The organism is Prevotella merdae, from assembly GCF_900290275.1.
Taxonomy (GTDB): Bacteria; Bacteroidota; Bacteroidia; order Bacteroidales; family Bacteroidaceae; genus Prevotella; species Prevotella merdae.
The window spans coordinates 831,167-845,839 of the sequence record NZ_LT985323.1; the positions used below are offsets into that span (position 1 = coordinate 831,167).

Consider the following 14,673-nt stretch of genomic DNA (forward strand, 5'->3'; position numbering starts at 1 on the left):
TAAATGAACACTCTTACAAGCTATACATTACGCATAATAGCCGGCGCAAACGTGGCTACAATAATAGCCATGCTTGCTGTCGGATTCAGCGACCATATCAATCCCGCCAGCCACCCGTTGATAGCCAACGTGGGACTGGCGTTTCCCATATTTCTGCTTATCAACATAGCATTCTTGGTGTTTTGGCTATGTGTTAAGAAACGCTGGGCTCTTATACCTATAGGCGGACTGATTATAGGCTTTCTGCCCATACGCATCTATTCGCCACTAAACTTACGTGCCGACGCCCCTGAGGGCTGCATAAAGGTTATACAGTACAATGTATTTGGCTTTAATGAATGGAAAGACACTAACGACCAATCGGAAATTATAAACTACATTCTACGCGAAAAACCAGACATACTGTGTATGGAGGAATCACCTGTAGGCACTAAGAAAGATTTGGTCGACTCGGCACTTATATCCATTCTGCAATATAGCGACACTATCGACAACGGCTCTATATCCATATACTCCAAATATCCCATTGTAGGACATGAACGCATAAACTATCACAGCGACAACAAAAACTCTTCTGGAGCATTCTTCGTATTAACCGCTCCAAAAGACACAACCATAGTGATAGCCAACCACTTTGAAATTACTGGCCTATCGCTTGAGCAACGTGCCCAATTTAAGGCCATACTCAAGGGAAAAGTAGAGAAAGACTCTATGGAGATAGAGTCGAAAGCCATATGGCGTAGACTTGCTGAATCGGCTAAGGTAAGAGCACCACAAGCCGATGCTGTGGCCGAATACATACAACAGCATAAGGACAAGAGCATCATACTGATGGGCGATTTCAACGATTCGCCTATATCATACGTCAGAAGGCGAATTGCACAAGAGCTTACCGACTGCTATGTGTCAACAGCAAACGGTCCTGGCATAAGCTATCATTACAGTGGTTTCTACGTGCGAATAGACAATATCTTCTGCTCAGACCACTGGATGCCATACGATTGCCACGTGGACAATTCCATTAAAGCATCCGACCATTATCCCGTTGTTTGCCTCCTGAAACGCCGAGGAACATAAGATAGAACACGCAAAACAAGCTAAAACATTCTGAAACAGAAGAAAAAAAGCTATAAATTTCGCAAAACGTGAAAAAATAACTAACTTTGCACGCTATCTATACCTTATAAGACCGACAAGGCAAAATAAGGCAAGAAAGCAAACCAAATAACGGAAACAGAAAAAACAATAATAACAAAAATAAAATCAAAAAAATGCAGAACAAAGGTATTGTAATTGTAACAGCCGCCCTGTTGACACTTGCAAGCATCTTCTATCTATCGTTCACGGCTGCCACAAAATACTATGACAGCCAGGCTGCGAAGATAAAGGATCCAATTGCACAGCAGGATTACAAGGACTCGGTAAAGTTCCTCGGGCTCTACTCCTACCAGAAGTGTCTTGAGACTCAAATTGGTTTGGGTCTTGACCTTAAGGGTGGTATGAACGTCATCCTCGAAGTGAGTGTTCCAGATGTAGTGGAGAACCTCGCCGACCACAAAACAGACGTTGCTTTCACAAAGTCGATGAAGGAAGCTCGTGCTCAGCATGAGGTGTCACAAGACGATTTCATCACTCTATTTATCAACGCTTACAAGAAGAATGCTCCTGGACATCATCTCTCTGAGATATTCGCTACACAGCAGCTCCAGGGTAAAGTATCGCCTAACTCAAGCGACAAGGATGTAGAGAAGGTATTGCGTGAAGAGGTACAGTCGGCTATCGACAACTCATTCCTCGTAGTACGTACACGTATCGACAAGTTCGGTGTTGTACAGCCTAACATCCAGAAACTTGAAGGCCAGCAGGGACGTATCATGGTAGAAATGCCTGGTATCAACGAGCCTGAGCGTGTGCGCAAGTTGCTTCAGGGTAGCGCTAACCTTGAGTTCTGGGAGACATACAACTCTGATGAGATTATACCATATCTCCAGCAACTCGACGCTCGTGAAGCTGCTGCCTTATCAGGCAAGAAGGAAGTAGCCGATACTACAGCTGCTGATACAGCTGCTGCAGCTAAGGTTACAGCAGAAGCTAACAATGCTGCTAAGCTCCAGCTTAAGAAAAGCGATGACAGCAAAGCTACAAAAGAAAGCAACGCTCAGCTTGAGCAGGCTAAGAAGGAGCATCCGCTCTTATCTATATTCCAGCCTACTGGCAATGGTGCTTTGAGTCTTGTTGGTTATGCTTCAGCTCGCGACACAGCTGCCGTTAACAAGATTATCTACTCGGCTCTTGCCAAGCAGGTTCTGCCTTCTGACCTTCGTTTGCTTTGGAGTGCTAAGCCAGCTGATGGTGTTCAGGCTAAGAACATATACGAGTTGTACGCTATTAAGGTGACAACATCTAACGGACGCGCTCCTATCGAGGGTGACGTTATAACAGATGCAAAAGATCAGTTCAACAACGTTTCTGGTCAGCCTGAGGTTAGCATGTCGATGAACTCTGACGGTGCACGCCGTTGGGCTGCCCTTACAAAGGCTAACGTTGGCAAGGCTATCGCTATTGTGCTCGATGGTACCGTATACTCGGCTCCTCGTGTTAACGGTGAGATTTCTGGTGGTCAGTCGTCTATCACTGGCAACTTCACTATCGAGGATACAAAGGACTTGGCAAATACATTGAAGTCTGGTCGTATGCCTGCTCCTGCCCACATCGTTCAGGAGGAAGTTGTAGGTCCTACACTTGGTGCTCAGTCAATCCAGCAGGGCTTCATCTCATTCATCATTGCCTTCATCATCCTGATGATATACATGGTTGTGATGTACGACTTTATCCCAGGTATGGTTGCCAACGGTGCTCTCTTGCTCAACCTCTTCTTCACAATGGGTATTATGGCATCGTTCCAGGCAGCATTAACAATGCCAGGTATCGCAGGTATCGTGCTTGCCCTCGGTATGGCTGTGGATGCCAACGTGCTTATATACGAGCGCACCAAGGAGGAACTTAAGAAGGGTCTTGGCACAAAGCAGGCTTTGGCTCAGGGCTACAGCAACGCTTTCTCTGCCATCTTCGACTCTAACTTGACATCAATCATCACAGGTATCATCCTTTATGTGTTCGGTACAGGTCCTATCCGCGGCTTCGCTACCACACTTATCATCGGTATCTGTTGCTCGTTCTTTACTGCTGTGTTCCTCACACGCTTGGTTTACGAGAATCGTCTGGCTCACGACAAGTGGACAAAGCAGACCTTCTCTACCAAGATTTCGCGCAACTTTATGGCGAACAAGAACTATGGCTTCATGTCAAACTGCAAGATATCGTTCATCATCTTTGGTGCGGTCATTCTTGTTATGATAGGCAGCTTCTTCGAACGCGGCTTGAGCAAGGGTATCGACTTTACCGGTGGCCGCAACTATGTTGTTGTACTTGAGAAGCAGGTAGAACCAGAGCAGGTAACTGCTGCTTTGCGTCCTCTCTTCAACGGTGCAAACGTTAATGCACTTGCACTTGGTACTGACGGCAAGACTATCCGTATCTCAACCAACTACAAGATTGAGTCGAACAACCCAGCTATCGACAACGAGGTGGAGAACATCCTCTATAAGGGTCTGCATGGTGCCAACCTCGTAACACAGAGCAGTGTTGAGGCATTCAAGAACCCTGACGTACGTGCTGGTGGTTCTATCGTATCATCTACAAAGGTAGGTCCGGCTGTGGCTAAGGACATCACTCATGGTGCTATCATCTCTGTGTTTATCGCCCTTGCAGCTATCTTCCTTTACATCTTGATACGTTTCCGCAACGTAGCATTCTCTTTCGGTTCTACCATAGCTCTTGCTATCGATGCTACAATCGTTATCGGTTTCTTCTCATTGCTTTGGGACTTCGTTCCATTCTCGCTTGAGGTAGACCAGACGTTCATTGGTGCAATCCTTACGGTTATCGGTTACTCTATCAACGATAAGGTGGTGGTATTCGACCGTATACGTGAGAACCTCCAGTTGCACAAGAAGATGGACTTGCAGGAACTCTTCAACAAGTCATTGAATGAGACACTTGCTCGTACAATCAATACATCATTGTCAACACTCATCGTGCTGCTCTGTATCTTCTGCTTCGGTGGTGAGAGCACTCGCAGCTTCTCGTTCGCAATGTTGCTTGGTGTAATCTTCGGTACACTGTCTTCTATCTTCATTGCCGCTCCTCTGGCATACGTCATCCTCGGTCGCAAGATCAAGAAGGAAGAGGCTGCAATGGCAGAGGCAGAGGCTGTTGAGGTTAAGTAAGCAATAGGCTAACACGACTATAAACATCTAAAAAGGCGCAATCCCGTGATTGGGGATTGCGCCTTTCTTGTATATGTATTTTATTACATATAAATAAAAAAAGATGTGTCAAAAGATTAATGACACACCTTATATTATATTGGGATATTATACTGTTATTACTCCTCTTTTCTGTGACTCTTGTCCTTACCGTTGAAGCTCTTAACCTTCATGCCGAGCTGGTCGGGAAGTATAGCATTAAGGAATATGCCCACAAGAGCAGCAAGAGCCAAACCTGATATTGAAACAGAACCTATCTGCACACCGCCATCAGTGCCATACTGTACGCCTATAGACACAACCATTATAAGAGCTGCTACAAACACATTGCGCGAAGACGAGAAGTCGACCGGGGTTTCTACAAGATTGCGCACACCAACAGCCGATATCATACCATAAAGTATAAGACTAACACCACCAATTGTAGCAGCAGGCATCAATCCTATAAGGCAAGCAAACTTAAGGCAGAAGCTCAACAATATGGCAAAACATGCTGCAAGTCGAATAACAGCAGGATCAAACACCTTTGTAAGGTTAAGCACACCGGTGTTCTCGCCATATGTAGTATTGGCAGGAGCGCCAAAGATAGAAGCAAGGAATGTGGCAAGACCGTCGCCACAGAGTGTTCGATGCAAACCTGGGTCCTTTATAAAGTTCTTGCCAACGGTGCTCTGAATGGCACACATATCACCGATATGCTCCATTATAGTGGCAAAGGCAATAGGGAAAATAGCAATAATAGAAGTTAAGATAAGGTCGAAGTTAGGGTCTTTCATCACCGAGAATGTTGTGCGTTCCATATCAACAGGCCAACCTATCCATGCTGCCTCACCCAGTTTAGTGAAGTCAACCTCGCCCATAGCTGCTGCCAAAATATACGAACCAAGCACTCCAAGTAGTATTGGCACAATCTTTATAATGCCCTTACCCCAAATTGATGTGCCTATAACTATTGCAATAGCAGTAACGGCAAGAAGCCAGTTCTGCTGGCAGTTGCTTATGGCAGAGCCCGATAGGGTAAGTCCGATAGCAATAACCATAGGTCCGGTAACCACTGGAGGGAAGAATCGCATTACCTTCTCCGTACCAAACATCTTAAGCAAGAAAGCCATTACGAAATACAGCAACGATGCTGCCGCCACTCCAATACAGGCATAATTTAGTGCCATCACGTCTGTAAGACCTTGGGTTACACACAACTGTTTTACAGAAGCGTAACCTCCAAGAAAGGCAAAGCTTGAGCCAAGGAATGCCGGAACCTTAAGCTTAGACACGAAATGAAAGATAAGTGTGCCTATACCGGCAAACAACAGTGTTGCACTCACATCGAGTCCGGTGATAAGTGGAACAAGAATTGTGGCACCAAACATAGCAAACAGATGTTGGATACCAAGAAGTACGAATTTAGGTTTACCCAATTCGCGGGCGTTGTATACACCCTGATTGTCAGTGTTCATTGTGTTATAATTGATTTGTTATGGATAATACATATTTAATATCATAACGTTAATAAGTTCTTTTTATTGTATTTAAGTTTTTTTGTGCATGTAATGGTGAGAGCAATGAAGAGGCTATGAACAAAGAAAAAAGAACGTCTTAGAATGTAAAAAAGCCGACTTCACAGCCGGCTCCTTTGCTCTTTATACAATAACATTATGAATTTTAATAGTGGCTATTAAACGTTGTGAGAATCACTACATGTTTATATAGCGTTCCCACTATTGGTTTACGCTTGCAAAGTTACTCATACTTAGCTACTTGCGCAATACCTAATAATCGGTAAACTTTACAGATGGAAGAGAATAGGCACACAGCCTACTCCACCCAATAAGTCACCCTATCATAATATAAGCCACCATCTTTCACGGTTATTTTAAGCGAACCTTTCTGCTTTGGCGTTACCTTCATCGACATAACTCCATCCTTGCCAACAGTCCAGTTTTGCATAAAGTCGTCGTTGTTAAAAACAGCATATACCAAACCCTTACGCGGTCTTATCTGGAACACATACGTCTTGCCGACCTTTAGGTTTCTGTTCATCGGAATGTTTTTTACTCTGAACGGTGTACCATTATCATCGTCATCATAAAAGATAGGCAATTCTTTCAATTTGCCTGCAAGGAAACCCTTGAACACCTTCTCGCCATTAAGTCCATAGTGTCGCAACGGATGAATTCGTGGCAGTTTATCAAAGTCTTGTTCCGAATATGTTACATCTGTTAGTTGCCACTTAGCATCATCTGGATAATGGGTAAACAGCATCCAATAAGGGTCTACATTCCACCAAACGTCATGTCGCTTTCTACGTGTAAAGTCCTTGCCTGATACATAACCAGCACCCCATGTAGCATCAAGCAAAATCCACTTACCATCTACCTTGACACTATTCCACGCATGGTTAACCTTCATGCCTACCACCAGTTCGGCTTCCAGTCCAATAGACGTGGCCATTAGATAGAACAGTTCGCTATAAGCATTGCACACACCTTTCTTCTTCTCCCAGCACTCGTCTGCATAATATATCTTATAGTCGGTGTCGTAGGAAATGTTGTTGCAAAGATACCGGTATATAGCATGAGCCTTCTGGCGTTCGGTTCGGCAATTGGCAGTAATTCGCTGTGTAATACCCTTCCATTCATACTTGGAAGTAACAGCTTTAACCATACCCAGTTTGTGCGGGTCGATGTTCTTGTCGTATGTAACGTACATACTGTTCTGGGCAAAGCAGCATGTAGAGAGCATCATAAGAAGAGTTATCAGAAATGTTTTCATATTTAGTATGTGTTTGGTTTTTTGCAAATTTAGGAAAAATTGCTGACATGACAATGTTTCAATTACATTTTAAATCCCGTAAAAGTCTTTTTTTTCGTCCCATTGTTTGCCAATCCCATTTTTTTTTATTTCTTTTGTAATTCTCGGCATTCATTGCCACAATGAACAACGATAAACAATAATACACATTATAATATATATAATTATATGGCTCAGAAAAAGACCGACGACGGACTTACGCCGATGATGCGTCAGTTTTACAATTTCAAGCACGAGTATCCTGATGCGTTGCTGCTCTTCCGCTGTGGCGACTTCTACGAGACTTATGCCGATGATGCCGTAGAGGCAGCTAAGATTCTTGGCATAACTCTAACACGTCGCTCTAATGGCAAGAACGCTAACGGGGCTGCAACCGAGATGGCAGGATTTCCACATCATGCCCTCGACACTTATCTTCCAAAGCTTATTCGTGCAGGAAAACGTGTGGCTATCTGCGACCAGCTTGAAGACCCTAAGCTTACAAAGACTCTCGTAAAGCGTGGCATTACCGAGCTTGTAACTCCGGGCGTGGCTATGAGCGACAATGTGCTTAATTATAAGGAGAACAACTTCCTTGCTGCGGTCTTTATGTCTAAGGCTATGTGTGGCGTGGCTTTCCTCGACATTTCTACCGGAGAATTCCTTACTGGCGAAGGTACATTTGATTATGTAGAGAAGCTTCTTGCATCCTTCCAACCTAAGGAGGTGCTGCACGACCGCCAGATGAAGAAAGAGTTTGAAGAGCATTTCGGCAATAAGTGGTGCACATTCCAGTTGGACGACTGGATGCTTACCGAACAAAGCTCACGTCAGAAACTACTTACCCACTTTGGAACCAAGTCGCTTAAAGGCTTCGGTGTAGAACACCTTAAGCTTGGCATTATTTCGGCAGGAGCCATATTGCAGTATCTTGAAATGACCCAGCACACTCATTTGGGTCATATAACATCGTTGCGCCGTATCGAGGAAGACAGATATGTACGATTAGACAAGTTCACAATACGCTCTCTTGAACTATTGCAGTCGATGCAAGACGATGGCGTATCGCTGCTTGATGTTATCGACCGCACAGTTACGGCAATGGGAGCACGCATGCTTAAGCGCTGGACAGTATTTCCACTTATGGATGTGGCAAGCATCAACAAGCGTCTGGATGTGGTAGAGACATTCTTCCGCAAGCCCGACTTCAGACAAACCATTGACGACAATCTGCATCGCATAAGCGATATTGAACGTATTATATCCAAGGTTGCCGTAGGCAGAGTGTCGCCCAGAGAGGTTGTTCAGCTAAAGCTTGCATTACAGTCCATAGTTCCTATTAAGACCGCATGCCTGTACAGCGATAATAATGAGATTCACTCTATAGGCGAACGGCTCAACCTATGCGAATCGCTGCGCGACCGAATAGAACGTGAGATACAGTCGGATCCACCACTACTTGTAAACAAAGGTGATGTTATTGCCGCAGGTTTCTCTTCCGAACTCGACGAACTGCGTGCCATATCACGTGGAGGAAGAGACTATCTGCTAAAGATTCAGGAAGAAGAAGCTCAGAAGACAGGCATACAGAGCCTTAAGGTAGGATATAATAATGTGTTTGGCTATTACCTCGAAGTGCGCAACACATACAAAGACCAGGTGCCACAAGAGTGGATACGCAAGCAGACACTTGCCAATGCCGAGCGCTACATCACCCAAGAGCTTAAGGAATATGAGGAGAAGATAATGGGAGCCGACGAGAAGATTCTCTCGCTTGAGACACGTCTCTTCATGGAACTCGTTACTGATATGGCCGAGTTTATTCCTCAAATACAGATAAATGCCAACATCATAGCCCGTCTCGACTGTATGCTCTCCTTTGCCAAAGCAGCCGAGGAGCATCGCTATGTGCGCCCTGTAGTAAGCGACGATTGTGTGCTGGAGATAAAGGCAGGACGTCATCCTGTTATAGAGACCCAATTGCCAGTAGGCGAGGAGTATGTGCCAAATGATATTGAGCTCGATACCGAGCAACAGCAGATAATGATAATAACGGGTCCAAACATGGCTGGTAAGTCTGCCCTATTGCGACAGACTGCCCTCATAACGCTTATGGCACAGATGGGATGCTTTGTTCCGGCTGAGTCTGCACACGTTGGTTTGGTAGACAAGATATTCACACGTGTGGGAGCGTCGGACAATATATCCTTGGGCGAATCAACCTTTATGGTAGAGATGACCGAGGCATCCGACATTCTAAACAATGTAACTCCGCGCTCGCTCGTACTATTCGACGAGCTTGGACGAGGCACATCCACCTACGACGGCATTTCTATTGCCTGGGCTATAGTGGAATATCTGCATGAGCATCAAGGTGCTCAGGCGCGCACGCTATTTGCCACCCACTATCACGAGCTTAACGAGATGGAGAAGAACTTCTCGCGTATCAAGAACTACAACGTTAGTGTAAAGGAACTTAACGGTAAGGTGATATTCCTTCGCAAGCTTATGCGTGGCGGCTCCGAGCACTCATTTGGTATTCATGTGGCAGAGATAGCCGGTATGCCTAAGTCTATCGTTAGCCGTGCCAACCTTATATTGAAGCAGCTTGAAGCCGATAATGCCAGCGTTGGAGTAGACCAGCCTGCAACGTCACGTATAGCAAATTCGGCAAGTAATAATGGTATGCAACTCTCTTTCTTCCAGCTTGACGACCCTGTACTTTGCCAAATACGCGACGAGATACTTGGTCTTGACATCAACAACCTAACCCCGGTTGAGGCACTCAACAAACTCAACGAGATAAAGAAAATCGTTACGGGAAGGTCGTAACGATAGAAGTTTGTATGCTATAAGGTAAATTTCATTTCTCTGCAAGCATATACATTTTTGATAGCAAGCAAAAGTTCATTTGATAGCAAGCAAATGTTCGTTTGATAGTAAGCATAGATACATTTGATAGCAAGCATAGATACATTTATCATATACAAAAAATCTAATTTATATACTATCTGCGTCAGATTAGGTCAATAGAAACGCTGCAATAATATAAGTTCAAGGATTCAATCACAATTATATGTAAGTACACTTTTAAATAATTCAGAATCTTTACAAAGTATACTTACATATAATTCTCTTTATACAAGTAGGCTTAGTACATTTATTTCTGTTTTTATTATCCCTATTACGGATAATGCGGTGCCGTGGTTGCACATCTCGCCTTTCTTTTGTAACTTCGCAGAAGAAATATAATTTATGAAGATAAACAAACAAAAAGACCAACTACTATGCATGATACGCAATAACAAGCCGATGACTCTCGGCCAGCAGGCGCGTCTCGTGCTGAGCTTAGCCACGCCTGCCATCTTGGCGCAACTAACAACCACGATGATGCAATATATCGACGCGTCGATGGTGGGCAGTCTTGGTGCAGAGGCGTCGGCATCAATAGGCTTGATAGAAACAACAACATGGCTTATGGGAAGTATCTGCTCGGCGGCGGCAGCAGGCTTTTATGTGCAGGTGAGCCATCAGCTTGGTGCCAACGACCCTGGGCAGGCACGTTCCACATTACGTCAGGGTATCATGTCGGTATTAATAGTAAGTATGCTGATAGGTTTGACAGCTCTCTGTATAAGTCCGTTTCTGCCCTCGTGGCTTGGCGGTGGAGCCGACATCTGTCCTACATCATCTGCCTATTTCGCCATAATAGCCATGGCCATGCCAGCCTTCCAATTCTCCATGTTTGGAAGCGGTATGCTTAGAAGTTCAGGCAATATGGTGGTGCCAAGCATTATGAGTGTTGTGATGATGACACTCGATGTCATCTTCAACTACTTCCTTATATTCGACACCCATACGGTAGATGTCCTTGGCATAAACTTTGCCATTCCAGGAGCAGGACTGGGTGTTGTTGGAGCAGCCATAGGTACAGCCTCAGCCGAGCTCGTAGCTGCATCGATAACGATGTACATACTATGTTTCCGTAGCAAGGAACTTAGTCTGAAGATAGACCACGGACGCTTTTTGCCCACATGGCAGGTGGTGCGTCGCGCCTTACATATTGGTTTGCCTATGGGCATACAACAAACCATCATGACATCGGCATATATCGTTACAACCATCATCATTGCGCCGTTGGGCACCTTTGCCATTGCAGCCAACTCATTCGGCATCATCGTTGAGAGCTTATGCTATATGCCAGGCTATGGCGTGAGCGATGCAGCAACAACACTTGTAGGCCAAAGCATGGGAGCTGGGCGCAACGAACTGATGAAGCGTTTTGCATGGCTGTCCGTAGCATTAGGCATGGGCATTATGACGCTTATGGGTATCGTGATGTATGTAGGAGCGCCGTTTGCAATGGCTATGATGACACCGTCTGAGGAAGTAAGACAGCTTGGTGTAGAAGTACTTCGCATAGAAGCCTTTGCCGAACCAATGTTCGGTGCGGCCATAATATGCTATGGTGTGTTTGTAGGTGCTGCCAAGACCGTAGCGCCAAGCGTAATGAACCTCATATCGATGTGGGGCGTGCGCATAACGCTTGCCGCCTTGCTTGCACCAAGCATGGGACTCAAGGGCGTATGGCTCGCCATGTGCCTGGAGCTGACATTTAGAGGAGTGATTTTCTTAGTAAAATTGAAATTATGGAAAAGATAACTAACAAGGTTTTCGGTGGAGAGCGTCCTCTATTCGAAATACACAACGTGGAGCTCGACCACGTTCGCATCACCTTTGGTGAATCGGGCATTAAAGAGTGTAGCAACATCGTTTGCCGCAACTGCTACTTCGAGGGAAAGTATCCGCTGTGGCATGTCAAGAAGTCGGACATACGCAACTGCTATTTTGCACCTGGCTCACGTTCAGCCATATGGTATTCGGACGACATGCACATGGAGGATTGCGTTATCAACGGTCCAAAGTTCTTCCGCGAGATGAAGAATCTCTCTTTGAAGAATGTAACTATCAACGATGCCGACGAGACTTTCTGGGGTATCGACGGTTTGACATTGGAGAATGTTGTGCTGCACGAGGGCACTTATCCCTTTATGCATTGCCGCAATATTAAGGTAGACGGACTTGAGTCGGATGCCAAGTATGTATTCCAATACTCGCGCGACATAGAGATTCGCAATGCCAAGATTGATACAAAGGATTCGTTCTGGGAGGTAGACAATGTTACGGTGTACGACTCAGAGCTTAACGGCGAGTTCCTTGGCTGGCATTCGCGTGGACTTCGTCTTGTAAACTGTCATATATCTGGTGAGCAACCATTGTGCTATGCCAAGGACCTTGTGTTGGAGAACTGTACCTTCGACCCCGAGTGCGACCGTGCCTTTGAATACTCAACTGTTCAGGCCGACATCCGCGGACATATAAAGAGCATCAAGAACCCTGCTTCGGGCAAGATTGTTGCCGACAGCATAGGCGAGATTATACTCGACGAGAACATCAAGCAGCCAGCCAACTGCGAAATAACAACTCGCAAGTAATATGACAAACTTCTCTTTCTCTACTCTCACCAATCGCCGTGGCACCAACTCATACAAGTGGGATTCTGCACCTAACGAGGACATAATACCCTTATGGGTGGCAGATATGGACTTTGAAACTTATCCTGCCATAACTGAGGCTTTGCAGCGTCGCGTGGCACATGGAATATTTGGCTATACACGTGTGCCAGACGCTTATTATGATGCTGTGTGCCAATGGTTCGGCAAACATCATGGATGGACCATATGTAAAGACCATATAATCTACACATCTGGAGTGGTGCCTGCAATATCAGCCATTATCAAGGCGCTCACACTACCAGGCGACCAGGTAATAGTGCAAGGCCCTGTATACAACTGTTTCTATTCGTCAATACGCAACAACGGTTGCGAGATGGTGTCCAACTCGCTTGTATATAACAATGTTGCGATGCGCTACGAGATTGACTTTGATGACCTTAACCGCAAGCTGTCGCATGAACGTGCACGACTATTCTTATTATGCAATCCGCACAACCCAGGCGGACGTGTATGGACAACAGAAGAACTTATACATATAGCCGAATTGTGCAAGAAGCATAACGTGCGAGTTGTGTCCGACGAGATTCATTGCGAGCTAACGCTTCACGACAACCAATATACTCCCTTTGGCTCATTGCCCGACAATCTGTCGTATGGCAGCATAACATGCTGCTCACCATCAAAGGCATTCAATATTGCCGGACTGCAGATAGCCAACATTATATGTCGCGACACCTTAGTGCGCGAACGCATCGACCGTGCCATAAACATAAATGAGGTATGCGATGTAAATCCATTCGGCGTAGAAGCCTTGCAAGTGGCTTATACAGACGGTGGTGCCGAGTGGCTTAAAGAACTTAGACAGTATATATCGTCCAACTACGATAAGCTGCTTGATTTCTTTGGCAAGCATTTGCCTCAACTGCCCGTAATGCGCATGGAAGGTACATATCTTGCCTGGATAGACTGCTCGGCACTAAAAGAGACATCAGAAGAGATAGAAGAACGACTGATGAAGGAACACAAAGTGTGGGTAAATGCCGGCAGCATGTATGGCAAGGAGGGCGAGCACTTTATACGCATCAATATGGCTTGTCCATGGCAGCGACTGGAAGAAGGATTGCACCGTGTGGCAAATGGCATTAATGGCTATCAAGAATAGAGGGCATTCGGGCTGCCTATACTTGAGCAAAACATTAATACGTTATCTTCGACTTACGAATACGTTATCACAAGCCGATGATAACGTATTATTTTTTTTTAAGAGGTAATAGCCTACCCTATGCATTAGCATTATGCAGTAATAAGACAAATGTTTTGTTTCTGTTTGTTGGTTTTATCCAAGACTTTCAGTAACTTTGCATAAAATAACAATGCTTCATCACTATGGCAAATCATCCTCTTTGGTCGGACGACTACTGGTTGCTACTAATGCAACTATATCAGAAGAAACCCGTAGGTGTGAAATCAGAATACTCACACCCGGTAGTGGAACTGGGCATAGAGTTACATATTCCGCCCAAAACACTATACGAGCAGATGCGCGTGCTTGAACAACACAACACGCCTTCGCTACAACGACTGTGGGACAACTATGCCAATAACCCAAGACGTCTGACACGCGATGTTAAGCGACTAAGACAAATGACTGGATTCGGCGACTCGGGATTGTTCTACGAGGGAGTGGAAATGGCGCAACCTTTCGAACGCAACTACCGCCCCGTAGACCCGCAAAGCGACATTACACCAGCTATGCTTGTTATCATACTAAACCTCTACTTCACGCTTACTCCAAACACTATGGTGAGCGAGACACCCGAGGTGCTGGAAATGGCAAGCACGCTTGGCATAAAGCCTGAGGAAATTGTAAATATTCTCGATATATACCAGACATTCGACCCCATACTGAAACGCCAACCTCTCGATAGCTCTCCACTTGTGGACGAGGCTCATCACACATGGCAAAGCTACTACAATCAGCCCGAAATGCTGCAGGATAGTGCCGACAAACTGATAGAATACTTCTCGTAGTGGACAGC

General features: G+C 45.3%; 9 protein-coding genes. 7 read left to right on the forward strand and 2 right to left on the reverse strand.

Annotated elements, in window-relative coordinates; all coding sequences use genetic code 11:
* Nucleotides 1-3 precede the first annotated feature (3 nt).
* Together C9991_RS03330 and secDF are read left to right on the forward strand one after the other, a co-directional pair.
* Nucleotides 4-1,077, forward strand: a complete 1,074-nt coding sequence (locus tag C9991_RS03330) for an endonuclease/exonuclease/phosphatase family protein (protein ID WP_106811190.1) — start codon at nt 4-6, stop codon at nt 1,075-1,077.
* Between the two features lie 194 nt (nt 1,078-1,271).
* Complete coding sequence (secDF, locus tag C9991_RS03335; protein WP_106811191.1) at nt 1,272-4,289, forward strand: protein translocase subunit SecDF; 3,018 nt, start codon at nt 1,272-1,274, stop codon at nt 4,287-4,289.
* Between the two features lie 158 nt (nt 4,290-4,447).
* Here secDF and C9991_RS03340 read toward each other — a convergent pair whose 3' ends face one another.
* Both C9991_RS03340 and C9991_RS03345 read right to left on the reverse strand, forming a co-directional pair.
* Entirely contained in the window at nt 4,448-5,785 is a 1,338-nt protein-coding gene (locus C9991_RS03340) for a uracil-xanthine permease family protein (RefSeq protein ID WP_106811192.1), read from the reverse strand.
* A 358-nt stretch (nt 5,786-6,143) separates the two neighbouring features.
* Nucleotides 6,144-7,100 (reverse strand): transglutaminase domain-containing protein, encoded by a 957-nt coding sequence (locus tag C9991_RS03345; protein ID WP_106811193.1) that lies wholly within the window; start codon nt 7,098-7,100, stop codon nt 6,144-6,146.
* 207 nt (nt 7,101-7,307) lie between these two features.
* On the opposite strand from C9991_RS03345, the gene mutS reads away from it, so the two are divergent.
* From mutS to C9991_RS03370, 5 genes are all read left to right on the forward strand, one after another.
* Nucleotides 7,308-9,950 carry a DNA mismatch repair protein MutS gene (mutS, locus tag C9991_RS03350; RefSeq protein ID WP_106811194.1) on the forward strand — a complete coding sequence of 881 codons (2,643 nt, stop codon included), beginning with the start codon at nt 7,308-7,310 and terminating at the stop codon, nt 9,948-9,950.
* Between the two features lie 423 nt (nt 9,951-10,373).
* The gene (locus C9991_RS03355; RefSeq protein ID WP_106811195.1) at nt 10,374-11,780 is read left to right on the forward strand and encodes an MATE family efflux transporter; all 1,407 of its coding nucleotides are present in this window, start codon (nt 10,374-10,376) and stop codon (nt 11,778-11,780) included.
* Nucleotides 11,768-12,613, forward strand: coding sequence for a DUF3737 family protein (locus C9991_RS03360; protein WP_106811196.1), 846 nt, complete (start codon nt 11,768-11,770; stop codon nt 12,611-12,613). Before C9991_RS03355 ends, C9991_RS03360 begins: the two co-directional genes overlap by 13 nt.
* A 1-nt stretch (nt 12,614) precedes the next feature.
* The gene (locus C9991_RS03365; RefSeq protein WP_106811197.1) at nt 12,615-13,796 is read left to right on the forward strand and encodes a MalY/PatB family protein; all 1,182 of its coding nucleotides are present in this window, start codon (nt 12,615-12,617) and stop codon (nt 13,794-13,796) included.
* 224 nt (nt 13,797-14,020) lie between these two features.
* Nucleotides 14,021-14,665 (forward strand): hypothetical protein, encoded by a 645-nt coding sequence (locus C9991_RS03370; protein ID WP_106811198.1) that lies wholly within the window; start codon nt 14,021-14,023, stop codon nt 14,663-14,665.
* Nucleotides 14,666-14,673: the final 8 nt, after the last annotated feature.

Excerpts from the sequence above, each read along its gene's own strand:
- C9991_RS03330 (WP_106811190.1), top strand. The coding sequence starts at position 4 with ATGAACACTCTTACAAGCTATACATTACGCATAATAGCCGGCGCAAAC.
- C9991_RS03365 (WP_106811197.1), top strand. The coding sequence starts at position 12,615 with ATGACAAACTTCTCTTTCTCTACTCTCACCAATCGCCGTGGCACCAAC.
- C9991_RS03370 (WP_106811198.1), top strand. The coding sequence starts at position 14,021 with ATGGCAAATCATCCTCTTTGGTCGGACGACTACTGGTTGCTACTAATG.
- secDF (WP_106811191.1), top strand. The coding sequence starts at position 1,272 with ATGCAGAACAAAGGTATTGTAATTGTAACAGCCGCCCTGTTGACACTT.
- mutS (WP_106811194.1), top strand. The coding sequence starts at position 7,308 with ATGGCTCAGAAAAAGACCGACGACGGACTTACGCCGATGATGCGTCAG.
- C9991_RS03360 (WP_106811196.1), top strand. The coding sequence starts at position 11,768 with ATGGAAAAGATAACTAACAAGGTTTTCGGTGGAGAGCGTCCTCTATTC.
- C9991_RS03345 (WP_106811193.1), bottom strand. The coding sequence starts at position 7,100 with ATGAAAACATTTCTGATAACTCTTCTTATGATGCTCTCTACATGCTGC.
- C9991_RS03340 (WP_106811192.1), bottom strand. The coding sequence starts at position 5,785 with ATGAACACTGACAATCAGGGTGTATACAACGCCCGCGAATTGGGTAAA.
- C9991_RS03355 (WP_106811195.1), top strand. The coding sequence starts at position 10,374 with ATGAAGATAAACAAACAAAAAGACCAACTACTATGCATGATACGCAAT.